This is a genomic window from Denitrificimonas caeni DSM 24390 (assembly GCF_000421765.1).
Classification (GTDB): Bacteria; Pseudomonadota; Gammaproteobacteria; order Pseudomonadales; family Pseudomonadaceae; genus Denitrificimonas; species Denitrificimonas caeni.
Genome location: NZ_ATXQ01000001.1, coordinates 511,359 through 534,119, shown reverse-complemented (window position 1 = coordinate 534,119; position 22,761 = coordinate 511,359). Strand labels below are relative to the sequence as shown.

The window sequence follows — 22,761 nt, the reverse complement described above, 5'->3', positions numbered from 1 at the left end:
GTGCAAGAACCACTGCTATGGTTTCTTCTTAACACCTTGCTGCGCCTGCGCGCTCAACGGATCTTCCGGCCAGGGATGTTTCGGATAACGACCGCGTACATCTTTACGCACTTCTGGATAGACATTGCGCCAGAAGTTGCCCAAATCAGCCGTCACCGCCAGTGGCCTTTGTGCCGGTGAGAGCAGGTGAATCAGCACTGAGACTTTACCGTCGACCACTTTAGGTGTGTCGAGCCAGCCAAACAGCGCCTGCAGCTTGGCGGCGAGGACTGGACCGTTTTCTGCGCTGTAATCCAAGCGCACATTTTGACCAGTGGGAATGGTCAAGGTGGTTGGCGCTAAGCTGTTGAGTTGTTGCTGCTGTGGATACGTCAGCAAGCTATTAAGAGCTTCAGTCAGGTTGAGTTTTTTTAGATCAGACCAACGTTGCATGCCGGTTAAAAAAGGCAGCAGCCACGCTTCTAATGTATCGAGCAAAGCCGTTTCGCTGACATTCGGCCAATCATCAGGAAAAATTTTAGCCAGCAACTTGACCCGCGCACACCACTGCGTCGCTGCATCTGTCCAAGACAGACTCACCAGACCCTTGTTGCGCACGGCATTGAGCAAGCCTTGCTGGATTAGCGCAGGATCAGGTTTAGCGAGTTCTTTTTCCTCCAGCACCAGTTCACCCAATTTGCGTACGCGTCGGGCCACTACGGTACCGCGCTTGTCATCCCACAGAGCTTCTTCGCTGGTGCTAATTAAATGCGTTAAGTCGTGCTCGATATCAGCAATATCCACCGGTGCCGCCAGATAAATCGTGGTTTCACGAGTTTTGCCATCCAGATCGGCGGCGACTAACCAAACGTGGCGTAGCAAGCTGTCATCAGCGCGTAAGGTCGCGCCTTTACCGTTGCTCAGTTGATAACGGGCGGACTGCTCCGCGCGGCGCTGAGCAATGCGATCGGGGTAGGCCAGCGCTAACAGTCGGCCGGTTGCGCTGGCGCTGGCGAGTTGGGCGGGTACATCACTTTTTTGCATCAATCGTTTAGCCACCTGACGGATGCTGTTTAAGCGCGCAGTGTCTAAGCGTTCAGGTCGGTATTCGCCATGTAACACGCGCAAACGCTCGTGCAGGTCGGCGCCCGAATTAGCTCCGAGCAGATCGCGCTCATCCAGCAGGGCGGCCAGTTCAGCGGCCGTCGCGCCAAGCCCCAGTGTGCGCCCTTGCAACACCATATTGGCTAAACGTGGATGAATGCCTAAATCACGCGCCGCTTTGCCATGTTCAGTAATCGCGCCGGCACTATCGAGCATGCCGAGCAGTTGCAGTAGCTCGCACGCCTGATTCCAATGCGCAGTTGGCGGTGGATCAATCCAAGCCACCTGCGCTGGATCGCGTGCGCCCCATTGGGCTAATTCCAGCACCAGTGCGACTAAATCGGCCTCTTGGATTTCTGGTGGGGTGAATTCCGCCAGCGTGGCTTGTTCTTCCGCGCTCCAGAGTCGATAGCAGACGCCCGGCTCAATACGTCCGGCGCGGCCTTTGCGTTGTTCGGCCGAAGCTTTGGAGACTCGCGTGGTCACCAGTCGCGTCATGCCGCTATTGGGATTAAACACCGCGCGCCGTTGCTGGCCGCTATCAATCACTACGCGCACGCCTTGAATGGTCAAGCTAGTTTCGGCAATCGCCGTGGCCAACACCACTTTACGCGTGCCCTCAGTGGTGGGTGAAATCGCGCGATCTTGCTCGTCAGCCTTGAGGTTGCCGTATAAAGGTGTGAGCAGCACATCATCGGCAACCTGTCCGCGTAACTGCTTTTCCACACGACGAATCTCCGCCGCGCCGGGCAGAAAGACCAATAGTGAACCGCTTTGCTCAGCCAACGCCTCATGAATCACGGCAACCACCGCATCGGTCTGCTGCCGGTTTCTCAGCTGCACTGGGCGATAGATCACCTCCACTGGAAAAGCCCGGCCGGCGCTGCTGATCACCGGCACATCACCGAGCACGCGAGCAATGGGGGCGGTATCTAAAGTGGCTGACATCACCAGGATGCGCAGGTCGTCTCTGAGGGCTTGTTGCGATTCACGGACCAACGCCAAACCTAAATCGGCATGCAAGGAGCGTTCATGAAACTCGTCAAACAGCACCGCAGCGTAATCCTCCAGCATCGGATCACTTTGAATCATGCGGGTCAAAATACCTTCAGTGACTACTTCAATTTGTGTGCTGGCAGAAATCTGGCTGTCCAGTTTGGTGCGATAACCGATGGTTTGCCCGGCTTTCTCGCCGAGTTGCTGCGCCATATAGCGTGCCGCCGAACGCGCTGCCAACCGCCGAGGCTCCAGCATCAGAATTTTCTTGCCGGCACGCCAAGGAGCATCGAGTAACGCCAAGGGTACGCGGGTGGTTTTACCTGCACCGGGCGGCGCTTGTAGCAGCGCTGTGCTGTGCTGTTCAAGAGCTTTTTTGAGTTCTGGAAGAATTGCATCGATGGGGAGCATGGTTGGCGTCGGTCAATAAAAGAGGGTGTATTAGAACCTGATCGCACCGCAGAGTCCAAGAGCTTGCTGCACAAGTTGCCATGCCGCTTGATATGCAATTTTTTTGCAGGTGACTATCAGTAAGTTCTGTACGCTAGAGTGCAACTCTGTGCTGCTCTTGAGTGCGATGAACTCGTTGGCAGTGCCGTTTTATTATAGGGAGACAGCCTGCTCAGAACAGGTAACGCGCAGCTGCTACTATGCAATACAACTGAGTTTAGATCTTATGCAATTACGAGTATCCAGCAATGATGAGTAAGCTTTTTAGTGTCGATCTGTACATCAAGATCAAAGAAAATACATTTGAAGCGAAAAAGCTGACAGCGGATGGCCATTGGCAGTCGATTGTTTCTCAGGAGCCTTTCACCACGCAAAGATTATTGGTGGGGTCGTTTAGCGAGGCTGAGCGGGCATTAACGCAATTGCTAAAACACGTTCTCGGGCAGGGCATTTTTGCCAAGAAGCCGAAGGTTGTTATCCACCCTATGGAGAAAGTTGAAGGCGGACTGTCACAAATAGAGGATCGCATTTTTAGAGAGCTGGCGCTCGGAGCAGGTGCTTTAAAGGTTGTTGTGCATACAGGGCCTGAGTTAACGGACAGTCAGGCGATCAAGTTAATTCACGGCGTTTAGTGCTAAACAGTGAGCGAGCATGAGTGCTCTTTGGTTAAACTTGGCAGCTGCTAGGTGGTTTAGCTTGGCCGTCGGTGGCGAGTGATTAGCACAGATGAACTTAGAGCACGCGTATGGAAAATAGAGAGTATTTTGTCATTGCCGCAGCAAACCAAACTACGCTTACTTATGATCTACTTGGAGAACTCAATGATTACTGTTCATCACCTGAATAACTCGCGTTCGCAACGAATTCTATGGATGCTCGAAGAATTGGCGCAGCCTTATGAAATCAAGCGCTATCAGCGAGATCCGAAAACTATGCTGGCGCCAGAAACTCTGCGTAATGTGCATCCGCTGGGTAAATCGCCGGTGATTACTGACGGCGCTCTGACCGTTGCTGAATCTGGTGTGATCATTGACTACCTTGCGCACACCTATGGTGATAAGTCCGCGCTGCCGGCACCTGGAAGCCAGCAGTGGATTGATTACAACTATTGGCTGCACTATGCCGAAGGTTCGCTGATGCCGTTTTTACTGCTGCGCTTGGTATTTGAAAAAATTAAAACCAGTCCTATGCCGTTTTTTGCAAAGCCGATCGCTAAAGGTATTGCCGATAAAACCGGTAAGCAATTCATTGATCCACAGTTGAATAACCATCTCGATTTTATCGAAGCCCATCTTGGTAAAAATCAGTGGTTTTTGGGTGATGAAATTAGTGCTGCTGACTTCCAGATGAGCTTCCCATTGGAAGCCGCTTTAGCGCGTGGCATCGTCGGTCGCAATCGGCCCAACATCGCAAATTACGTTAAGCGCTATCAGGCACGTCCTGCTTATCAGCGAGCGTTAGAAAAAGGCGGCGAGTATGACTATGCCTGAGGTAGGTTATTGCGCGCCGATTATTAGGGCTTGAGAGCTAAGCTTTACCGGTCTAAAGCTCGCCTCACGATCACGTTGATGGGTGAATTCTGCAGCGCTTTACGGTTGCAGAATAAACACAAATCCCTGTTAACTAAGTGCAGAATGCTTACTTGTGATCAGCTTGATGTCATCGCTGATGTTGTATCAGAACTAGCCTAGATTGACGGATATTGTTTCCAACTCGGTTGTTCTAATAGCGATATTTTGGAAGCTATTACACTGGGGCTCGTTTCTTTGTTCAGTTAACGATTTTTCACAAGGTTTGCGCGGAGTAATCAAGGGTATCTTTAACTTGGCTTTGTTGCTCATGATCGGCGCAGTGGACGATAACTGTCCATTGGCCTGCATCGGTCGCGGATCGAGTTTTTCCGATCAAGGGGTCATGATCGGGTCGCATGGAGATGAAACCAGCGAGTAGTAAACCTAAAAAAGTGAACAGAAATCCCGATGCGATAAATGTGAACATTGGACTTGAGCTGGTCAGAGCAGGGCCAATGACAACTAAAACTGCTGCGAGCAATAGGCCGAAGACGAGACCTCCTACACCAAGAACAACATGGGATTTAGCGAATGTTCTAGCAATACCTTTTACTTCAGGCTCAATTTTAAGCGCCATGTTGGGGTCGTGCGGTTGCACGACAAGGATTTGGTTACGCGGTAAACTTGTCTTATCTACCAGTAGCTGTACAGCCCGGTCAGCCGCTTGTTTGCTGTTATATTCCGCGCTAACTTTGTGTGGGAAGTTTTCTCCCAGTAACACATCATGCTCAGACATTTTCTACACCTCACACAATTGATAAACGACATCATGACAACAGCTATGCTAACGAGCGAACTCAGTCATGATCTAAGAGCTTACTTGATCAAGGGTGCCGTCTAAGACACCCACTGTGTTTTAGCTTTTGAGGGTGGCATCCAAGGTGATTTTTGCATTAAGTAGCTTAGATATCGGACAGCCGGTTTTAGCCTTGCCGACAATTTCATCAAATTTGCTTTGCTCAATACCAGGGATGCGCGCTTGCATCTCAAGGTGCACAGCCGTAACGGCAAAGCCATCACTTTGCTTTTCTAGCGTGACAGTTGCTTGCGTGTCGATACTGTCTGGGGTGAAGTTTTCTTCGCCCAGTAGCATGGCAAAAGCCATCGAAAAGCAACCAGCATGGGCTGCGCCGATGAGTTCTTCGGGGTTGGTGCCGGGTTGGTTTTCAAAGCGTGTATTAAAACCGTAGGGATTGTCTTTCAGAGCGCCGCTTTCGGTTGAGATCGTGCCTTTACCCTGTTTAAGGTTGCCGGCCCAATGGGCTGATGCAGTCTTATTCATGATCTATCCTCTGTGCAAGTGTCCAAATAAAAAGTCGACCAGTTGGTCAGCTTTCCTGCCTTATTGGGACAATGCGAAACTGAGTTAGGTTCAGTTGAGAGGTTTGCCGTGATGAGTGTGTTGCGAGGTACTGCGTCAGAGTAAAGGCGAGAAGCTACTTAGCCCTCGCGCTCAACCAACTCCGGCAACACATGCCGCCACTCTTCAAAACCGCCATCCATGCTGTACAGATCGCTAAAGTCTTGGCTGTGCAAGTAAGCAGCTGCGCTTTGGCTGGAGTGGCCGTGGTAGCAGATGACAATGGTTGGTACATCAAGATCGGCTTGGGCGATAAACTCGGCTAAGGATTGATTGTCCAGATGAATAGCGCCGCTAGGATGTCCGCTGGCAAAGCTTTCTGGGTCGCGAATATCAACCATCACTGCACCCTCGGCACAGAGTTGTTGGGCTTGTTTCACACTGATTCGTTTAAAAGCGTCCATTACAACCTCATACATTGGCAGTGATTATTTGGCAGAAGGGCAGTCGCAGCGTTCAAAGTGTTGAGTGTCGACGTTATACAGCGACATTTTTCCACCCCAAACGCAGCCGGTATCCAGTGCGATCGTATTGGGCACCGGACAACGACCTTCAAGTGCAGCCCAATGACCGAATAAAATCGTGTCATTGCGGGTTAAGCGTTGTGGATGGCTGAACCAAGGTGCAAAACCTTTGGGCGCAGAGTTGATGCCTTCTTTAGTATCCAGATCAAGTTCACCATCTGCACTGCAAAAACGCATGCGAGTGAAGTAGTTGGTGATCACGCGTAAGCGCTCGATACCATGCAGTTGGTCATTCCAAACGGTGGGGTGATCGCCGTACATGCCATCTAAATAGGGCAGAAATAAACTGTCATCGCGCAGTACACGGTGCATTTCTTCGGCGCGAGCGAGCGCGTCTTGAATGCTCCACTGCGGTGGAATGCCGGCGTGAACCATGCTGATCTTGCGCTCGGCATCATGGTGCATCAGCGGCAACTGACGCAGCCAGAACAGCAAGTCAGCACAGTCTGGCGCATTCAGCACCTCACGTAAGGTGTCTTTCTTTTTTAGACGTGCGGTGTGATTGGCAATCGCCAATAAATGTAAATCATGGTTACCCAATACGCTGACGACAGAGTCGCGCATGGCATAGAGAAAACGCAATGTCTCTAATGACTGTGGGCCGCGATTAACCAAATCGCCCACCAGCCATAGTTTGTCTTGGCTGGGATCAAACTTGACCCGATCAAGCAGACACTTAAGCGGCTCTAAACAGCCTTGCACATCGCCAACAGCGTAGGTCGCCATTAATGTAAAACTCCTGGTACGGCTAAGCTGAAGGGCGCGATGGATGCTTCAAACTCTTCGCCATCTTCAGCACGCATGGTGAAGCTGCCTTGCATACTGCCAACAGCTGTAGCCATCAAAGTACCGCTGCTGTAGCTGTATTCATCGTCAGCATCAATCACCGGCTGTTCGCCAACCACACCAGAACCTCGCACTTCTTGGGTCTTGCCATCACCGTCGGTAATGATCCAGTGGCGACTCAACAGCTGTGCTGAGTGCTCACCGTTGTTACGGATGGTGATGTCATAGGCGAACACATAGCGGTCGTCTTTAGGGTTGGAATGTTCAGCTAAATAACGTGTAGTGACGCTGACATCAATGGTATTGCACAAATCATTCATAGTGTTTCTCAATATAATTCTGCAGCTTGCTGCGCAGACAGTTGGTCAGCTAAGCGAACAAATGCGGCAATATCCAGTTGCTCAGGACGTAAGCTGCCATCCACGCCAGCGGCTTCAATGGCTTCGGCAGATAAGATGTTTTTTAAGGTGTTACGTAGCGTTTTACGACGCTGATTAAAAGCTTCGCGCACGACACGATCCAGTGCACGCGCATCTTTGGCTGGATGCGGTAACTGCGCATAAGGCGTTAAGCGCACAATCGCTGAGTCCACTTTAGGTGGCGGACTAAACGAGCCAGGCCCCACGTTAAATAAATGCTCAACACGGCAATGGTATTGCACCATGATGGATAAGCGGCCCCAATCACCACCGCCTGGCTTAGCAGCCATACGCTCGACCACTTCTTTTTGCAGCATAAAGTGCATATCGCGCACTAAATGAGCATTGTTTAATAGATGGAAAATCAGTGGCGTAGAAATATTGTAGGGCAGATTGCCGACCACACGCAGACTGCTTGGCTCGGCATTGAGACGGGCGAAGTCAAACTTCAGCGCATCGCCTTCATGCAGAGTGAAGTTAGTATTCAGCGCAAATCTCTCAGTGAGTATCTGGACTAAATCACGATCAATTTCGATCACGTCAAGCTGGGCAGCGCTATTGACTAAACTGTCAGTTAAAGCACCTTGGCCTGGGCCGATTTCTAAGAGGCGCTCGCCTGCTTTAGGAGAGATAGCACGAATAATACGGTCAATCACGCCTGAGTCGTGTAAGAAGTTTTGACCAAAACGCTTGCGCGCACGGTGTTGATAGATGTCCGACATTCGGCTGCTCCGATAAACAAGCTGATTAGTTTAGCAAAAAAGTGCTCAAGCTTCGCCTGCTATCCACTACAGACTCGGGAGAGTGGGTAAGCGAACGCCTGCCATGCGAGCGATAAGTGAGGTCATACCCAGCCATGGGCTGCCGATGGCTTGGCCTTTGCTCTGCTCGTCAATCAACTGCGCCTCTTTGAGGAGTAGCTGCCATTGCTGACCGCTGAGACGTTTGAGTGCTTTGCTGAATAAAGGTTTGCGCGGCGCTGGCCATATTTTCGATAGCGCACGATCCATTGGCACACCTGCGCTGACCTGCTGCGCGAGGGTCGCCAGTTGCCGTATATCGCGAGCAACGGCCCAAAGAATAATAGGGATTTCTACACCTTCGCTGCGCAAGCCAGCTAACACACGCAAGCTGCGCTCGGCATCACCGCTGAGCGCAGCATCGACTAAGCCAAACACATCGTAACGGGCGCTATCGGCAATGCTGGCTTGGATGCTGTCTAAGTCAAGGTGAGTGCTGCTGCTGATTAGTTTGAGCTTTTCGATTTCTTGTACGGCTGCCAGTAAATTGCCTTCAGTGCGTGCGACGATTAAATCAATCGCGTCAGGATCAGCGCTAAGGCCTTGCTGAGCAAGACGCTGGTTAATCCACTGCGGCAGTTGCTCAATACTGATAGTCGGCAGCTGAATAAAAGCGCATAACGGGCTGTCCATTAGCGCTTTAACCCATTTGGTTTTTAAGGTGCTGCTGTCGAGGCGAGGCACATTAATAATCAGCACTGTGTCTTCAGCAGGGCGGGCTAAATATTCCAAGAGCACGGCGCTGCCTTGGTCGCCTGGCTTGCCTGAGTTAATGCGTAATTCTAATAAGCGCTTTTCTGCGAACAAGGACAGACTCGCATTGGCCTCGCGAATGATATTCCAATCGAAACCACGTTCGACATGAAACACTTGCCGCTCTGAATAATCGGCTTGACGGCAGGCACTACGGATCGCATCGCTGGCTTCTTGGGCCAATAATGGATCATCGCTACTGACGACATAAATAGGCTGTAAAGCCTGCTTCAGTTGAGCGGGGAGTTTTTCAGGATAAATGCGCATGAGAGCAAGATATGGGCCTTAGCTAGGCAAGGCCCATTATCATTAAGGCAAAGAGATCGGTGATTGTTGTGGCTCATCGAACTGCTGCGCACGAATCGCTGCTTCACGCGCATCGGCTTCCGCTTGTGCTTTGCGCTGTGCTTGTTCTTTTAAGGCTTCGAGCTGAGTTGGCGTGACGGCTTGCAAACGCATCATCAGCTGCATGACTAAGTCACGGCGCATTTCTTCGCGCAACAAGGCCTCTTCTTGGCCTGAGCCGGTGACGTTGTTCTGGTTATGCGCATAGGTACGCTGTACTTCAATGCGGTCTTGCAACAGCGTCGGAAGCTTGCCAGAGCGTAGCTCATAGCTGACTGCAGTGGTCAGGGTGTACTCAGCGCTGCGCGTGCCAGCGGTGAAACTAGCGGTACGTTGTGTGGTTTCTTCAGGGCCGACGTAGAGCGTAAAAGGAGCGCTACTAGAAACCTGTACTTTATTATTGACCAGACTTTCTTTGACCATCTTACCCAGAGGACTAAGTGCATCACGGGCAGTGAAGTTCAGCTCGTTGAGGGCCATTTGTGTGGTACCGGTGCCGCGTAAGTGGAAGCCGCAAGCGGTCATTAAAAAAGCCAGACCCAGTACAGTAATAGAACGTTTCAGCATGGTATGTCCTCTGTGTCTAACCTCGTTGTGAGGTTAGACAGGGGTGAGTAAAAAGCATAACTCAATCAGTTGGCAACAATATTAACCAACTTATTGGGAACAACAATCACTTTTCGAATGGTTAAGTCGCCAACATAGCGCAAGACATTTTCATTGGCTCGTGCCGCTGTTTCAATTTCTTCACGACTAGCAGTGGCAGGCACATCAATATGGCCACGCAATTTACCATTGACTTGAATCACGATGCTTAGCGTATCTTGCACCAATGCAGTCTCATCAAAGTGTGGCCAAGTTGCATCAATCACTGGCGTGCTGTGGCCTAATTGCTGCCATAACTCATGACAAATGTGCGGCGTGATCGGCGCTAACAACAACACGACGGTTTCTAAGCCTTCATGCAGTAAGGCGCGGTCTTGCGCAGTTTCAACAGGTGCTTTTTCCAAAACATTCATCAAGGTCATCACTTGCGCGATAGCGGTGTTGAATTTCTGGTGTTGGCCGACATCATTGCTGGCATGTTTAATTACGGCATGGATCGCGCGACGAATTTCTTTCTGCTCATCGGTTAAAGAGGCAATATCTAAACCATCATGCTCGCCTGCATTAACGTGCTTATAGGCTAAGCGCCAAACGCGCTTCATAAAGCGGCTCGCGCCTTCAATACCAGAATCTGACCATTCCAGACTCATGTCCGGTGGCGAAGCAAACATCATAAACAAACGGCAGGTATCGGCACCGTACTCGTCGATCATCACTTGTGGATCAACACCGTTGTTTTTTGATTTGGACATTTTCTCAATGCCGCCAATCACTACGGGCTGACCATCACTGATCAAAGTTGCTGACAGCGCTTTGCCTTTGCTGTCGTGTTCAACCGTGACTTGATCAGGGTTAAACCACTCACGACCACCGTTAGGGCGCATACGGTAATAGGTTTCGGCAATCACCATGCCTTGGGTCAGCAGCTTAGTGAAAGGTTCGTTACTGTTGACCAAACCTTCATCACGCATCAGCTTATGGAAGAAGCGCGCATAGAGTAAGTGCAGAATTGCGTGCTCAATACCACCGATGTATTGATCAACCGGTAACCAATGATCTGCTGCGCCTTTTTCGACTAAGCCGCCTTCATAATGCGGTGAGGCATAGCGTGCGTAGTACCAAGACGACTCAACAAAGGTGTCCATGGTGTCGGTTTCACGACGGGCATCCGCGCCACAAGATGGGCATTTGCACTGATAGAACTCGGGCATTTTGTTCAGGGGATTACCTGAACCATCAGGGATGACGTTTTCCGGTAACACCACAGGCAGCTGATCTTCAGGTACCGCGACATCGCCACAGCTTGGGCAGTGAATAATTGGGATTGGGCAACCCCAATAGCGCTGACGGCTGATGCCCCAGTCGCGTAAGCGGAACTGAGTTTTGCGCTCGCCGTGCTGCTGGGCTTCAAGGTCAGCAACGATGCCATCAAAAGCATCTTGCACGTTTAAACCGTTGTATTTGCCGCTGTTCACTGCGCTGACGTGAGCTTTGTCGGCGTACCAGTCATTCCAGGTCTGCGCATCAAAGCTGTTGTCAGGATTGCTTGAGGCAAACACTTGCTGAATCGGCAGTTGGTACTTGTTAGCAAAAGCAAAGTCGCGCTCATCGTGGGCAGGCACCGCCATCACTGCGCCTTCACCATAGCCCCAGAGGACATAGTTGGCGACATACACCGGTAGTTTGTCACCAGTTAATGGATGAATGACAAACTGGCCAGTGGGCAGACCTTTTTTCTCCATGGTCGCCATATCGGCTTCAGCCACAGAGCCGCCTTTGCACTCAGCAATAAAGGCAGTCAGTTCGGCGTTGTTCGTTGCGGCACGTTGTGCCAACGGGTGCTCGGCTGCCACGGCAACATAGGTTGCACCCATTAAAGTGTCGGGACGCGTGGTGTAAACCTTGAGTTGGCCATCGATACCGACTGAATCAACATCGTAATCAAACAGAATATCGGCACCGAAGCTTTTACCGATCCAGTTACGCTGCATGGTTTTAACTTGCTCAGGCCAGCCGTGCATATCATCTAGGCTAGTGAGCAACTCATCGGCGTAAGCGGTGATTTTGAAGTAGTACATCGGGATTTCGCGCTTTTCTACCAGCGCATCTGAACGCCAGCCGCGACCATCAATCACTTGCTCATTAGCCAGTACGGTTTGATCGACTGGATCCCAGTTGACTGTGCCGACTTTCTTATAAATGATGCCTTTCTTGTACAGTTGCGTGAACAGCCACTGCTCCCAACGGTAGTAGTCAGGCTTGCAGGTGGTAATCTCGCGCGACCAATCAATCGCCAGGCCCAGCTGAGTGAACTGCGCCTTCATATAGGCCATGTTCTCGTAGGTCCACGCCGCTGGCGCAACCTTATGCTGAATCGCTGCGTTCTCTGCAGGCATGCCGAACGCATCCCAACCCATCGGCTGCAGCACATTCTTACCCAGCATGCGCTGGTAACGGGCAATCACATCACCAATGGTGTAGTTGCGCACGTGACCCATATGCAGGCGACCGCTGGGGTAAGGGAACATCGATAAGCAGTAATAGGTTTCTTTACCGGCTTGTTCGGTCACTTCAAAGGATTTTTGCTCGGCCCAATGGCGCTGAGCGGCGGCTTCAATGTCGCGAGGTTGATACTGTTCGTGCATGATTTTATGTGTTTATCGTCAAGAAAGTCAGAAGAATGATGCGCCGCAGCCCATCAATGAAAAATATCTGCCTAGCATACATGAGGCGAGCGCAAGGAGGGAAACGCCATCTAAATTTGTATGAACAGCTGATACTTGCAGTCTGCAACCTGAGCGCTTCTACTTGTTGTACTAGGGTGTGCTATAAAATAAAGGATAAAGTGTTGCGCCAATGGCTTCATTAAGTAGTGTGGTGTTTTGCCACATCGCTTTGCTTTCGGGCAACCAGCCGTTTAATGGGCGGCCGTTGGCGACGCTTAAAAAGCCAACCGGTGCGCTGACAACCTCAAAATCAAACTGCTCAAAACTCCAGCGCGAGCGCGGCATGTGCCAAGCATTAGTAACCAGTACTACGCGATTAATGCCTTGCGCTTGCAGGATCTTGGCACTGAGTTCGGCATTTTCCCAAGTGGTGCGGCTTTCACCTTCAAGCCAGTCTGCGCGTACGCCAAAGTCTTGCTGCAAGCTATCGGCCATCAGTTGAGCTTCGCTGGGTGGTTGGCCAAAGTGTAAGCCGCCACTGATCAGTACAGGTAATTTTGAGGCTTTGGCTAAACGTGCGGCGTAACGTAGACGTTGCATGGCCATTAAGGAAGGTTGATCGCCTTGCCACGCAGGATCATTGACCTCACGGCCACCACCAAGCACGACAATCACGTCGGCATGTTGTTGCAAGGTTGGCCATTGCTCTATGGTTAGGGCTGCTTCCGTTTCCAGAGTACGCGCGGCATACTCAGCGGTAATCGGTAGACTCATTAAATAAAGTCCGCTAATCGCGATAAGAAAGCTTGCTGTGGCAGTTTTTGGCCAGCGTTTGCGTAGAACAAAGCTCAAAACTAGCAACAATAGTAAGCTGCTGGGCGGAAAGGCCAACTGTTTGATAATGTAACGCCAAGTCATGTCCGCGCTCTAAGTTATTGTGGTAAGAATAGGTATTGTGCACAGATCTTGTTTTAGAAGACATCTAGCGGTGTTGTGCTTGACCCTGCTCGGTTGGCTGGGCATGCTTTGCACCAACGTTTTTAACCCGTATTGAGTAAGAGTAATGAAACCAGAAACGATTGCGATCCACGTCGGTTACAAATCTGATCCGACCACTAAATCAGCTGCTGTACCTATTTATCAAACCACTTCTTACACTTTTGACGATACTCAGCACGGTGCTGACTTATTTGATTTGAAAGTGCCAGGTAATATCTATACCCGTATCACTAACCCAACCAACGATATTTTAGAGAAGCGTGTGGCTGCTTTAGAGGGCGGTGTTGCGGCGCTGGCTATGGCATCTGGCATGGCCGCCATTACCGCGACCATTCAAACCATTGCTGAAGCGGGCGATAACATTGTTTCAGTGGCGAAGTTGTATGGCGGGACTTACAACCTGTTTGCCCATACCTTGCCGCGCCAAGGCCTCGAAGTACGTTTTGCTCCACACGATGACATTGCTGCATTGGAAAAGCTAATTGATAGCAAAACCAAAGCGGTATTTTGTGAAAGTATTGGTAACCCAGCCGGCAATATCGTTGATATTCAAGCGCTGGCCGATGCCGCACACCGCCATGGCGTGCCGTTGATTGTCGATAACACTGTGGCAACGCCAGTATTGTGTCGTCCATTTGATTATGGTGCAGACATTGTTGTGCATGCGCTGACTAAGTACATGGGCGGTCACGGCACCACCATCGCTGGCGCGATTGTTGATTCAGGTAAATTCCCATGGGCTGAGCATAAAGAACGTTTTCCATTATTAAACACGCCTGATGTGTCGTATCACGGCGTGGTGTATACCGAAGCCTTTGGCCCTGCCGCCTTTATTGGCCGCTGCCGCGTCGTGCCGTTACGTAACATGGGCGCAGCGCTATCACCTTTTAATGCGTTTTTAATTATGCAAGGCATGGAAACATTGTCTTTGCGTATGGAGCGTCATTGTGAGAATGCACAAAAGGTCGCTGAGTTTTTAGATGCGCATGAACAAGTTGAGTGGGTGCAGTACGCGGGTTTGCCGAGTCACCCAGATCACGCTTTAGCGCAAAAATACATGGGCGGTAAACCGTCATCAATTTTGTGCTTTGGCATTAAAGGTGGCCAAGCGGCTGGCGCTAAGTTTATTGATGCGCTGCAATTGCTCTACCGATTAGTCAATATTGGTGATGCAAAATCATTGGCGTGCCACCCTGCGACCACGACGCACCGCCAACTGACTGAAGATGAAATGGCTAAGGCTGGAGTGAGCTTAGATTTGATTCGTCTATCGATTGGTATTGAGCACATTGATGATATTTTGGCTGACTTAACTCAAGCGCTCGACGCTGCTCGTTAACGGCTCCCAGTACGCCAACGAATGTGCCGTTGGCGTACTGTTTTTTGGTCTTTAAAAGGAATGCACATTTATGCAACATATTATGGTTGCCCACGACCTTAGTGCAGAAGCTGCACTCGCCCTGCAACGAGGCGTGCAGTTGGCCAAGCAGCACCAAGCGCGCTTGAGTGTCCTCTACGTTTTAGAAAATCATTTGCCAATGGCTGTTTTAGAAAAGCAGATGCTGGCCGCAGATGCTTTGCTCACTCAGCAGTTGGAAGACTGTCATGCTGAAAACGCACAGATTTTGATTAAAGTGGGGCGTCCTGCGCAGACGATTGTTGCAGCGCAGCAAGCGCACAGTGTCGACTTTCTCGTGATGGGTGATCATCACCAAGAATCGGCTGAGTATTTTTCAGGCACAACCTTAGAGCGTGTTTTACAGCGCAGTGCAGTGCCGGTGCTGTTAGCGGTTGAACCCATAGTGACTGATTATCAGCACGCTTTGGTGCCGCTCGATTTTTCTTTGTGTGCCTGTCATGCATTGCATCATGTCTTTAAGCTGCTGCCGCATCGAGCAACAATTCATGCCTTACATGTTTTGGAAATGGCGGAAGTGCATGGTGGCGATAGCGACTCAGAAATCACTTGGCAAACTTCGTTGTTTGATCAGTTAGTGCTGGATGAACGTGCAAAGTTGCCCGAGATAGGCCCGAAAATCAGCCATGAATTGCGCCAAGGTGAACTGCATAATTGTTTGACTCAAGTGATTGCTGAGCAAAAGCCACAGATCTTAGCCATCGGCAAACATGGTCGCGGCATTTTGGCAGATGCACTGCTTGGCAGTTTGGCGCAATACTTCCTAGAACACCCGCCTTGCGATGTGTTGGTAGTGAAGTAAAGCGTGGTATTGCAGTACTATTGTGCAAGACAAAATAATTCTAAAATAACAATATGATTTACCCGCGGCTGACTCGGTTAATATCAGTAAAGAGGTCTTCTATGTACAGTAAAATTCTTATCGCCCACGATTTAAGCAAGGAAGCTGATGTTGCTTTGCAGCGCGCCGTTCAGCTAGCAGAGCAGCATCAAGCTGAGCTCAGTATTTTGCATGTAGTTGAAGACTCACCATCTAGGCAGGCCTTTATTGATATACAAAAAAAGCTTGAGCCGCAGTTGCGAGCAAGTGTGCCTGAAGCCTTAGCCTCACAAGTGTCTGTGTATTTTCAGCACGGTAAAGCAGCTGATGCTGTGTTGAGCTTCTTGCAAGAACAAACCTACAGTTTGCTGGTGCTTGGACAGCACCATAAAGCGCGTCCAGAGTTGTTTAAAGGCAGTAATCTTGAACGTATTGCTCGCGATTGTACGATTCCTGTTTTATTAGCAGTCAATTCTGATGTGCGTGCTTATCGTGAGGCTGTGGTGGCTTTAGATTCGTCACTGATTTCATGCCAAGCTTTGCATGCTGCCTATCACTTGCTGCCCGCTGATGCAGGCTTGCATGCGGTTAATATTTTTAACCCAGGGCCTAAGCTTAAGCTTGATCGTGTAGCTGAGTACTTAGAGACGCAGCGCAGTTTAATCGGGCAGTTGCTTGAAGATGAAGTTGCACAACTGCCTAAAGGCGGGCCAAAGGTATCGCATGAAGTTGTGCATGGAGTGTTGGCGGGTAGCTTAGATAAAGAGCTGGTGGCGCGTCGTCGTAGCCCATTATTATTAGCTTTAGGTCGTCATAATCGTAGTTTGCTCGCGCAGAAGTTGCTCGGCAGTCTGGCAATACACTACTTGCGCAAGCCGCCTTGTGATGTGCTTGTGGTTGCCTAATTATTATTACAACGAGAAGAATCCGAGTACTTAGTTGCTGATTGTAGAGCCCAGCACTTTGCTTACTGATAATCCTTGAGCATTTTGTTTATCGCTTCGCGTAGCGCTGTTTCAGAAGTTTGAGCATGCTGATTGCTAGTGATTTGGCTTTGAGTTTGCCAGATTGTTTGGCCGCTCTCAGCATCTGTAAAGGTCAGCGTTAGCTGCTGGAAATGCTCGGTGTATGTGCGTGGAATAATCGGGAAGTCCATGCCGATTCCTGAGTAACGGTAGCGATCATGGTAACCATGGCTTCGCCCGTATCCGTAGCCATAGTGAGCTGATGGGTAATTACTATAATCACGGCGAGTTTGCTGACCGTACTGGCTATTGATGGTTATTGTCAGCTCGCATGGATTGCTGCTGGAAGCTGGTCGAAAAGCGTATTGTTCCAGTTGCTCTGCTAAAGCTTGGCGCTCTACAGATTGTGTTGCATCACTGTATAAAGACTGTGTTGAGAGTTCGTTCCAGCACCAGTAAGTATAGGTTTTTTTATCAGTGACTGCGGGGTAGGCGCTTTTGTCAAAATGCGTTGCCGCCGCTGCAGGCGCAGCGGGTAAAGGCAGGCCTTGCGCTTGATAAGGATTGTTGGCTTGGCAGCCAAACAACAGAATAGCTCCTGTACTAAGTAGCAGATAACGCAGCATGCAATGCCTCCAAAGAGACTGGGTTCAGTTGCAGTCTACTGCCATCGAGCGTGGCTGGCAAAGCCAATGCAGATAGCGGCCTAAGCCCGCTAATGCAGGATGGCGGCGATAGCTTAATTCGGTACTGAGCAATTCTTCTGGAGCAATTTTTTGACGAAATTGCGGTGGCATATAGTCATGAAAGACGCGAATGCCGCTGCGCTGCTGAATCTTCCAGAGAGGTTCGACGATAGCGGCCAGTTCGCGAGGATCCAGCGGTTGCTGCGGAGTTAAACCGCCTGCATCACCAGTGAAGCGCTGCTGGCTGAGTTTACGCAGATTGCCTTTAATCAGATTTTGTAAGATCAAGCCATCTTTATTGTAAAAAGCCAGAGAGAGCCAGCCGTCTGTAGCAGTGAGGCGGTGTAGAGCAGTTAAAATAGCGCTTGGTTCAGCCAGCCATTCAAGCACGGCATGGCATAAAACCAAATCATAAGGGCGATGTTCTTGCTCAGCAAAGTTTTGCCAGTCGGCATGGACAAAGGTTGCTTGGCACTGCGCCTCGCTGAAACGCTGTTGCGCCGCTTCTAGCATTGCCAGCGCAGGCTCAACTAAAGTGACCTGATGCCCTTGCTGTGCCAGCCATAAGGCCATGTGACCAAGACCTGCGCCGATGTCGAGCACTCGCAATGGCCGTTGTGGCAGTACTTCATTGAGATCAGTCTGCAATACGGCTAAACGTATGGCACCTTTATTACTGCCATAAATTTTCTGCGCAAAACGAATCGCAAGATCGTCAAAATGTTGGTCGTGCATAGCCGTCCTCTTTAATAAATGCCGCGCACTGTAGCAAGGAGGATTGCAGCGCAGCAAATAAAAGGTTTCTGCTGACTGTGCATCTGCCAATCAGTTGCTCATTAAAGCCCCAAGAAAGGAATCAGCGAGCGCTTTTCTTTTGGTTTGTCTTTGAGTGGGCATTCTGGGCGCACACCGTAATCATCTTTTTCGCACGGACGTACACGGCGCTTATCATTTAAGGTAATTTGCCGTAAATGAAAAGGCTGCGAGGGTGTGCGTTCCAGGACTGCGCCCTTCTCATTGATAATTTCAACGGCCAGTTGGTGGGTGCCGCGATCAATCTCACTTAGAGGGAACACTGGGCTGCGACTTGGATCACCGACCGGCTCGCCATCTAAAATCAAGCGGTAATGGTGACCAGCAAGCAACGCCGGCTCACTGCTGACAGTAACGATCAGTTGGCGGTCGTTAGCACGCAGGGTGGCGTTAGGTTCTGGTACTAAAATGCGCAGCACCTGGTACTGCACAGCTAAGGGCTCAGGGTCGGCTTGATATACAGGCGGTGGTTTCATCGCTAGCGGTGGGGCTATTTGATTGGGTGGAGCGATGTGGATGATTTCAGTACGCTGGTTTTTGGGCGGTTTGTCAGTAAAAACTCGCTCACCATTGGCATCAATGTAGGTGTACACCGCTGCCGAGACCAGTTGTGCGGCGCACAAGAACAGTGCGCCTAATAAATAGTTCAGTTTCATGGTGCGGGGCGAGGTGTAGGTTTAGGACGTAAAGCGGGGCTGCCAGTGTGGACGCGTTGCACAGTGATGGTTTGCTCGGCACTGCTTTGCACGACTTGATCATTAGCCAGTACTTGTACCGCTAGGCGATGCTCGCCGCGCTCTAAGTTATCAACTTGCAGGCTGGTTGATGTGCTCGCTGGGCCATAAGCCTGACCATCAATTAGCAGTTGTAAACTATGCTGTTTAGCCAGCTTTGGAGTGATCTCGACTTGTATGCTGAAAGTGCCATTATTGGCGCGCAAAGCTTCCTCGTCCGGTAGGCCTACTAGCTGAAGTACGCTATAAGGTGTTGTAAGCTCTGCGTTATCTTTGTCTGTTGTAGTATCTGTAGCCGCTGTGTTTTTGGGTGGCGGGGGCAGACTATTGGTCGGGGCTAGTTCAACGCTACTAGCATCCACGCCTAAAGGCGGCTGATCAGTAAAAACACGGTTACCCTTGGCATCGGTGTACTGAAAGATTTGGGCCGCAGCAGGTAATGCTGCGATGAGCAAAACTGTGGCAAATATAAGGCGCATGATCGACTCCTTCTAATGATTGATTAAGCGTTACATGCTCTGCATGGTTAGGCAAGTGTTTCGCAGGCGAGCTGTGCAAAAGCGCACGCAATCAGTACTTGTTGAAAAATTAACAGCGCATAATAAAAACTAAACTGCGTAGAATACAAAATCTGATGATTTACTCGCTGACTTGCTGCTTTCTCGAGCTTTTATGCTGTTGTTTTTTCAATAGTGTGCATTAAGGGCTAGCGTTGGCGGCAGGCAACAGTCAAAATAGGCACTGAATTTATATTACGCGTCTCGCCCTTGGTTTTGACATCTATATTGTCTTGCTGAGACAGGAATGTGGCGAGCGCACTGCCCGGAAGCCTGTTGCTGGGTGGGTACCTCGTTTATGAAGTCCCGGAGACCATGATGTCAAAGTCGCTCGAACTGATACAAGCACACAATGCAAAATGGATTGATTTGCGTTTCACTGATATTGGTGGGCAACAGCACCATATCACTATGCCAGCGCGTGATGCTGATGATGATTTTTTCGAGCAAGGAAAGATGTTTGACGGCTCCTCTATGGCAGGCTGGAAAGGCATTGAAGCTTCAGACATGATTTTGCTGCCTGATGACAGTACTGCAGTCATGGATCCTTTTACTCAAGAGCCTACGCTGATTTTAGTCTGCGACGTGATTGAGCCTTCTACCATGCAGGGTTACGACCGTGATCCACGTGCGATCGCCTCGCGTGCTGAGGAGTATTTAAAATCCACGGGGATTGGTGATACCGTCTTTGTTGGGCCTGAGCCTGAATTTTTCATTTTTGATCAGGTCAAATTTAAATCAGATATGTCAGGCTCAATGTTCAAAATCTATTCTGAGCAAGCGGCTTGGAACAGTGATGCGGACATTGAGGGCGGCAATAAAGGCCATCGCGTTGGCGTAAAAGGCGGTTATATGCCAACTCCGCCAAATGATTATGACCATGAAATTCGTACAGCAATGTGTAATGCGCTGGAAGAAATGGGTCAATTTGTTGAAGTGCATCACCATGAAGTAGCGACTGCTGGCCAGAACGAAATTGGTACTCGCTTCAATACATTAGTTGCTAAAGCCGACGAAGTGCAGGCGTTAAAATACGTTGTGCATAACGTGGCTGATGCCTATGGCCGTACGGCAACCTTTATGCCTAAACCGCTGTTTGGTGATAATGGTTCTGGTATGCACGTGCATATGTCGATTGCGGCGGGTGGCAAAAACACGTTCTCTGGTGAAGGCTATGCCGGTTTGTCTGATAATGCCCTGTATTTTGTTGGCGGTATTATTAAGCACGGTAAAGCACTGAATGCCATTACTAACCCGTCAACCAACTCATACAAGCGCTTAGTGCCAGGTTTTGAAGCGCCGGTCATGCTCGCCTATTCAGCGCGTAACCGTTCAGCCTCGATTCGTATTCCTTACGTCACTAGTCCTAAAGCGCGCCGTATTGAAGCGCGTTTCCCTGATCCGTCGGCAAACCCGTACTTGGCTTTTGCGGCACTGTTGATGGCGGGTTTAGATGGTATTCAAAACCGCATTCACCCAGGTGATGCAGCTGATAAAAACCTCTATGACTTGCCTCCAGAAGAGTCTAAGCAGATCCCGCAAGTATGTGGCAGCTTAAAAGAAGCGCTAGAAGCTCTGGATGCAGACCGTGACTTCTTGCTGCGCGGTGGTGTGTTCAGTAATGAGTTTTTAGATGCCTTTATTGCTCTGAAAGCCGAGGAAGAGTTGCGTGTGCGTACCTTTGTACATCCTCTAGAGTATGAGTTGTACTACAGCTGCTAAGGCAACAAATCATCTGACGGGTAGAGTAATGCGCTGATCAGGGTGCAGTGCTCTGCTCGTTTTTTGAGCATCTTTTAGAAAAAGCTGCTATCATTTGCGCCCATTTTTGCGGTTGCTTTGGTAACCCTTCTTAGCGACCTGTTTGCACAATGAAATTAATTCTAAAATCTTTTGCTGAAATCACCATTAAAAGTCGACCTGTGCGTCGGCAGTTTATGCGTCAGTTGGGAAAAAATATCCGTACCGTACTGCGCGATCTTGATCCTGATGTGAAAGTGATCGGTGAGTGGGATAATTTAGAGTTATTCACTGCAATTGAAGATCCTGCACAGCTACAAGAACTGTATGCGCGCTTACGTTGCACGCCCGGTATTTCACACTTTTTCCAAGTCTTAGAATATCCGCTGGGTGATTTTGATCAGATTGTGCAGCACTGCAAAGCACACTATGCGGATCTTTTAAAAGGCCGTGTATTTTCTGTGCGCTGCAAACGAGCAGGTAAACATCCTTTTTCTTCAATGGATGTTGAGCGCTATGTGGGCAGTCAATTGCGTCAGCAATGTGGCGCTGCAGGCATTGACTTGCGCAACCCCGACGTTGAAGTGCGCTTTGAAATTCGCCACGATAAATTATTTATTGAATACGAACGTCACCAAGGCATTGGTGGTTATCCGCTCGGTACCGTGGAGCAGGCGCTGGTATTAATGTCTGGTGGTTTTGACTCTACTGTGGCGGCCTATCAAATGATGCGTCGTGGTTTGTTAACTCATTTTTGTTTTTTCAATTTGGGTGGCCGTGCTCACGAGCTAGGCGTAAAAGAAGTCGCGCATTACTTGTGGAAAAAGTATGGCAGCTCGCATCGAGTACTCTTTATCAGCGTACCCTTTGAAGAAGTGCTCGGTGATATTTTAGAAAATGTCGATGATAGTCACATGGGCGTTGTGCTCAAACGTATGATGCTGAAGGCGGCTGATGTCATCGCTGAAGATTTGCAATTGGACACTTTGGTCACTGGCGAAGCGATTTCACAGGTTGCCAGTCAAACACTAACTAATCTGGCAGTGATTGATAAAGCCACTGATAAGCTGGTTTTGCGTCCTCTAATTACCGAACATAAACAAGATATTATTCGAACGGCTGTTGAAATTGGTACAGCTGAGTTTGCTGAGAATATGCCGGAATATTGCGGTGTAATTTCGGTAAGCCCCAAAACGAAAGCTAAGCTGGGTCGTGTTGTGCATGAAGAGACGCGTTTAGATCCAAGTATTTTGCAGCGTGCAATTGAGCGCACGTCCATGGTCACTATGGACAAGGTTCTGAATGAGCTGGGTAAAGATCTTCAGGTGGAACACTTGAATCAGGCGCTGCCAGGACAGATTGTTATAGATATTCGTCATCCTGACCAAGCCGAAGAACAGCCATTAATCTTGGACGGTATTGAGCAGTTAACTGTACCTTTTTATGCGATTAATAGCCGTTTTAAAGAATTTGATCCAAATCGCCAATATCTACTGTATTGCGATCAAGGTATGATGAGTAAATTACATGCTCATCACTTGTTGCATGAAGGTTATGCAAATGTCCGCGTGTACCGTCCTGACCCTGTGCAGCGGCCGCGCGCAAGCAGTCACGCATGATTAGATACTTGTTATGGGTGTGTTTGTGGAGCTGTGTGGCCATGCCGCAGCA

22 protein-coding genes are annotated in these 22,761 nt (G+C 49.7%); 7 read left to right on the top strand and 15 right to left on the bottom strand.

Annotated features, from left to right (window positions below; all coding sequences use genetic code 11):
• Positions 1–15 precede the first annotated feature (15 nt).
• Positions 16–2,490 carry an ATP-dependent helicase HrpB gene (gene hrpB / locus H591_RS0102490; protein ID WP_022965368.1) on the bottom strand — a complete coding sequence of 825 codons (2,475 nt, stop codon included), beginning with the start codon at positions 2,488–2,490 and terminating at the stop codon, positions 16–18.
• A gap of 287 nt (positions 2,491–2,777) precedes the next feature.
• Between hrpB and H591_RS14635 the strand changes: the two genes are divergently transcribed.
• On the top strand, positions 2,778–3,161 hold the full coding sequence (locus H591_RS14635) for a rod shape-determining protein MreB (protein WP_022965367.1): 384 nt from the start codon (positions 2,778–2,780) through the stop codon (positions 3,159–3,161).
• 189 nt (positions 3,162–3,350) lie between these two features.
• A complete protein-coding gene (locus tag H591_RS0102480; protein ID WP_022965366.1) occupies positions 3,351–4,019 on the top strand; it encodes a glutathione S-transferase in 669 nt (222 codons plus the stop codon).
• Positions 4,020–4,314: 295 nt separating this feature from the next.
• Here H591_RS0102480 and H591_RS14630 read toward each other — a convergent pair whose 3' ends face one another.
• From H591_RS14630 to H591_RS0102430, 10 genes are all read right to left on the bottom strand, one after another.
• Positions 4,315–4,836 carry a hypothetical protein gene (locus H591_RS14630; RefSeq protein ID WP_022965365.1) on the bottom strand — a complete coding sequence of 174 codons (522 nt, stop codon included), beginning with the start codon at positions 4,834–4,836 and terminating at the stop codon, positions 4,315–4,317.
• Positions 4,837–4,956: 120 nt separating this feature from the next.
• Positions 4,957–5,382 (bottom strand): OsmC family protein, encoded by a 426-nt coding sequence (locus H591_RS0102470; protein WP_022965364.1) that lies wholly within the window; start codon positions 5,380–5,382, stop codon positions 4,957–4,959.
• 158 nt (positions 5,383–5,540) lie between these two features.
• Positions 5,541–5,864, bottom strand: a complete 324-nt coding sequence (glpE, locus tag H591_RS0102465; RefSeq protein WP_022965363.1) for a thiosulfate sulfurtransferase GlpE — start codon at positions 5,862–5,864, stop codon at positions 5,541–5,543.
• 24 nt (positions 5,865–5,888) lie between these two features.
• A complete protein-coding gene (locus H591_RS0102460; RefSeq protein WP_022965362.1) occupies positions 5,889–6,710 on the bottom strand; it encodes a symmetrical bis(5'-nucleosyl)-tetraphosphatase in 822 nt (273 codons plus the stop codon).
• Entirely contained in the window at positions 6,710–7,090 is a 381-nt protein-coding gene (gene apaG, locus H591_RS0102455; protein WP_022965361.1) for a Co2+/Mg2+ efflux protein ApaG, read from the bottom strand. Before apaG ends, H591_RS0102460 begins: the two co-directional genes overlap by 1 nt.
• 8 nt (positions 7,091–7,098) lie before the next feature.
• Positions 7,099–7,911 (bottom strand): 16S rRNA (adenine(1518)-N(6)/adenine(1519)-N(6))-dimethyltransferase RsmA, encoded by an 813-nt coding sequence (gene rsmA / locus H591_RS0102450; RefSeq protein ID WP_022965360.1) that lies wholly within the window; start codon positions 7,909–7,911, stop codon positions 7,099–7,101.
• A 66-nt stretch (positions 7,912–7,977) separates the two neighbouring features.
• Positions 7,978–9,009: a DNA polymerase III subunit delta gene (gene holA, locus H591_RS0102445; RefSeq protein ID WP_022965359.1), complete on the bottom strand. Its 1,032-nt coding sequence runs from the start codon at positions 9,007–9,009 to the stop codon at positions 7,978–7,980.
• A gap of 42 nt (positions 9,010–9,051) precedes the next feature.
• Entirely contained in the window at positions 9,052–9,654 is a 603-nt protein-coding gene (locus tag H591_RS0102440; RefSeq protein WP_022965358.1) for an LPS-assembly lipoprotein LptE, read from the bottom strand.
• 65 nt (positions 9,655–9,719) lie between these two features.
• Positions 9,720–12,338 carry a leucine--tRNA ligase gene (gene leuS / locus H591_RS0102435; RefSeq protein ID WP_022965357.1) on the bottom strand — a complete coding sequence of 873 codons (2,619 nt, stop codon included), beginning with the start codon at positions 12,336–12,338 and terminating at the stop codon, positions 9,720–9,722.
• 171 nt (positions 12,339–12,509) lie between these two features.
• Positions 12,510–13,277, bottom strand: a complete 768-nt coding sequence (locus H591_RS0102430; RefSeq protein ID WP_022965356.1) for a YdcF family protein — start codon at positions 13,275–13,277, stop codon at positions 12,510–12,512.
• A gap of 145 nt (positions 13,278–13,422) precedes the next feature.
• On the opposite strand from H591_RS0102430, the gene H591_RS0102425 reads away from it, so the two are divergent.
• The 3 genes from H591_RS0102425 to H591_RS0102415 all read left to right on the top strand — a co-directional run bounded on the left by H591_RS0102425 (position 13,423) and on the right by H591_RS0102415 (position 16,500).
• The gene (locus H591_RS0102425) at positions 13,423–14,697 is read left to right on the top strand and encodes a bifunctional O-acetylhomoserine aminocarboxypropyltransferase/cysteine synthase (protein WP_022965355.1); all 1,275 of its coding nucleotides are present in this window, start codon (positions 13,423–13,425) and stop codon (positions 14,695–14,697) included.
• Positions 14,698–14,767: 70 nt separating this feature from the next.
• Positions 14,768–15,577, top strand: a complete 810-nt coding sequence (locus tag H591_RS0102420; RefSeq protein ID WP_022965354.1) for a universal stress protein — start codon at positions 14,768–14,770, stop codon at positions 15,575–15,577.
• Between the two features lie 101 nt (positions 15,578–15,678).
• Entirely contained in the window at positions 15,679–16,500 is an 822-nt protein-coding gene (locus H591_RS0102415) for a universal stress protein (RefSeq protein WP_022965353.1), read from the top strand.
• A gap of 62 nt (positions 16,501–16,562) precedes the next feature.
• Here H591_RS0102415 and H591_RS0102410 read toward each other — a convergent pair whose 3' ends face one another.
• The 4 genes from H591_RS0102410 to H591_RS0102395 all read right to left on the bottom strand — a co-directional run bounded on the left by H591_RS0102410 (position 16,563) and on the right by H591_RS0102395 (position 19,272).
• The gene (locus H591_RS0102410; RefSeq protein WP_022965352.1) at positions 16,563–17,186 is read right to left on the bottom strand and encodes a DUF4136 domain-containing protein; all 624 of its coding nucleotides are present in this window, start codon (positions 17,184–17,186) and stop codon (positions 16,563–16,565) included.
• 24 nt (positions 17,187–17,210) lie between these two features.
• On the bottom strand, positions 17,211–17,981 hold the full coding sequence (locus tag H591_RS0102405) for a methyltransferase domain-containing protein (protein ID WP_022965351.1): 771 nt from the start codon (positions 17,979–17,981) through the stop codon (positions 17,211–17,213).
• Between the two features lie 101 nt (positions 17,982–18,082).
• Positions 18,083–18,715, bottom strand: coding sequence for a DUF4124 domain-containing protein (locus tag H591_RS0102400; protein ID WP_022965350.1), 633 nt, complete (start codon positions 18,713–18,715; stop codon positions 18,083–18,085).
• Positions 18,712–19,272, bottom strand: coding sequence for a DUF4124 domain-containing protein (locus H591_RS0102395; protein ID WP_022965349.1), 561 nt, complete (start codon positions 19,270–19,272; stop codon positions 18,712–18,714). Before H591_RS0102395 ends, H591_RS0102400 begins: the two co-directional genes overlap by 4 nt.
• 393 nt (positions 19,273–19,665) lie before the next feature.
• Here H591_RS0102395 and glnA point away from each other — a divergent pair, with 393 nt between their 5' ends.
• Together glnA and thiI are read left to right on the top strand one after the other, a co-directional pair.
• Positions 19,666–21,072: a type I glutamate--ammonia ligase gene (glnA, locus tag H591_RS0102390; RefSeq protein ID WP_269746506.1), complete on the top strand. Its 1,407-nt coding sequence runs from the start codon at positions 19,666–19,668 to the stop codon at positions 21,070–21,072.
• 149 nt (positions 21,073–21,221) lie between these two features.
• Positions 21,222–22,709 carry a tRNA uracil 4-sulfurtransferase ThiI gene (gene thiI, locus H591_RS14625; RefSeq protein WP_022965347.1) on the top strand — a complete coding sequence of 496 codons (1,488 nt, stop codon included), beginning with the start codon at positions 21,222–21,224 and terminating at the stop codon, positions 22,707–22,709.
• Positions 22,710–22,761: the final 52 nt, after the last annotated feature.

What these genes read in the sequence shown, in the direction of transcription:
- H591_RS0102430 (WP_022965356.1), bottom strand. Translation starts at nt 13,277, where the DNA reads ATGACTTGGCGTTACATTATCAAACAGTTGGCCTTTCCGCCCAGCAGC.
- H591_RS0102415 (WP_022965353.1), top strand. Translation starts at nt 15,679, where the DNA reads ATGTACAGTAAAATTCTTATCGCCCACGATTTAAGCAAGGAAGCTGAT.
- thiI (WP_022965347.1), top strand. Translation starts at nt 21,222, where the DNA reads ATGAAATTAATTCTAAAATCTTTTGCTGAAATCACCATTAAAAGTCGA.
- H591_RS0102460 (WP_022965362.1), bottom strand. Translation starts at nt 6,710, where the DNA reads ATGGCGACCTACGCTGTTGGCGATGTGCAAGGCTGTTTAGAGCCGCTT.
- H591_RS0102405 (WP_022965351.1), bottom strand. Translation starts at nt 17,981, where the DNA reads ATGCACGACCAACATTTTGACGATCTTGCGATTCGTTTTGCGCAGAAA.
- rsmA (WP_022965360.1), bottom strand. Translation starts at nt 7,911, where the DNA reads ATGTCGGACATCTATCAACACCGTGCGCGCAAGCGTTTTGGTCAAAAC.
- H591_RS0102480 (WP_022965366.1), top strand. Translation starts at nt 3,351, where the DNA reads ATGATTACTGTTCATCACCTGAATAACTCGCGTTCGCAACGAATTCTA.
- apaG (WP_022965361.1), bottom strand. Translation starts at nt 7,090, where the DNA reads ATGAATGATTTGTGCAATACCATTGATGTCAGCGTCACTACACGTTAT.
- glpE (WP_022965363.1), bottom strand. Translation starts at nt 5,864, where the DNA reads ATGGACGCTTTTAAACGAATCAGTGTGAAACAAGCCCAACAACTCTGT.
- H591_RS0102470 (WP_022965364.1), bottom strand. Translation starts at nt 5,382, where the DNA reads ATGAATAAGACTGCATCAGCCCATTGGGCCGGCAACCTTAAACAGGGT.
- holA (WP_022965359.1), bottom strand. Translation starts at nt 9,009, where the DNA reads ATGCGCATTTATCCTGAAAAACTCCCCGCTCAACTGAAGCAGGCTTTA.
- H591_RS14635 (WP_022965367.1), top strand. Translation starts at nt 2,778, where the DNA reads ATGATGAGTAAGCTTTTTAGTGTCGATCTGTACATCAAGATCAAAGAA.
- H591_RS14630 (WP_022965365.1), bottom strand. Translation starts at nt 4,836, where the DNA reads ATGTCTGAGCATGATGTGTTACTGGGAGAAAACTTCCCACACAAAGTT.
- glnA (WP_269746506.1), top strand. Translation starts at nt 19,666, where the DNA reads ATGATGTCAAAGTCGCTCGAACTGATACAAGCACACAATGCAAAATGG.
- H591_RS0102410 (WP_022965352.1), bottom strand. Translation starts at nt 17,186, where the DNA reads ATGCTGCGTTATCTGCTACTTAGTACAGGAGCTATTCTGTTGTTTGGC.
- H591_RS0102400 (WP_022965350.1), bottom strand. Translation starts at nt 18,715, where the DNA reads ATGAAACTGAACTATTTATTAGGCGCACTGTTCTTGTGCGCCGCACAA.
- H591_RS0102420 (WP_022965354.1), top strand. Translation starts at nt 14,768, where the DNA reads ATGCAACATATTATGGTTGCCCACGACCTTAGTGCAGAAGCTGCACTC.
- hrpB (WP_022965368.1), bottom strand. Translation starts at nt 2,490, where the DNA reads ATGCTCCCCATCGATGCAATTCTTCCAGAACTCAAAAAAGCTCTTGAA.
- H591_RS0102425 (WP_022965355.1), top strand. Translation starts at nt 13,423, where the DNA reads ATGAAACCAGAAACGATTGCGATCCACGTCGGTTACAAATCTGATCCG.
- H591_RS0102440 (WP_022965358.1), bottom strand. Translation starts at nt 9,654, where the DNA reads ATGCTGAAACGTTCTATTACTGTACTGGGTCTGGCTTTTTTAATGACC.
- H591_RS0102395 (WP_022965349.1), bottom strand. Translation starts at nt 19,272, where the DNA reads ATGCGCCTTATATTTGCCACAGTTTTGCTCATCGCAGCATTACCTGCT.
- leuS (WP_022965357.1), bottom strand. Translation starts at nt 12,338, where the DNA reads ATGCACGAACAGTATCAACCTCGCGACATTGAAGCCGCCGCTCAGCGC.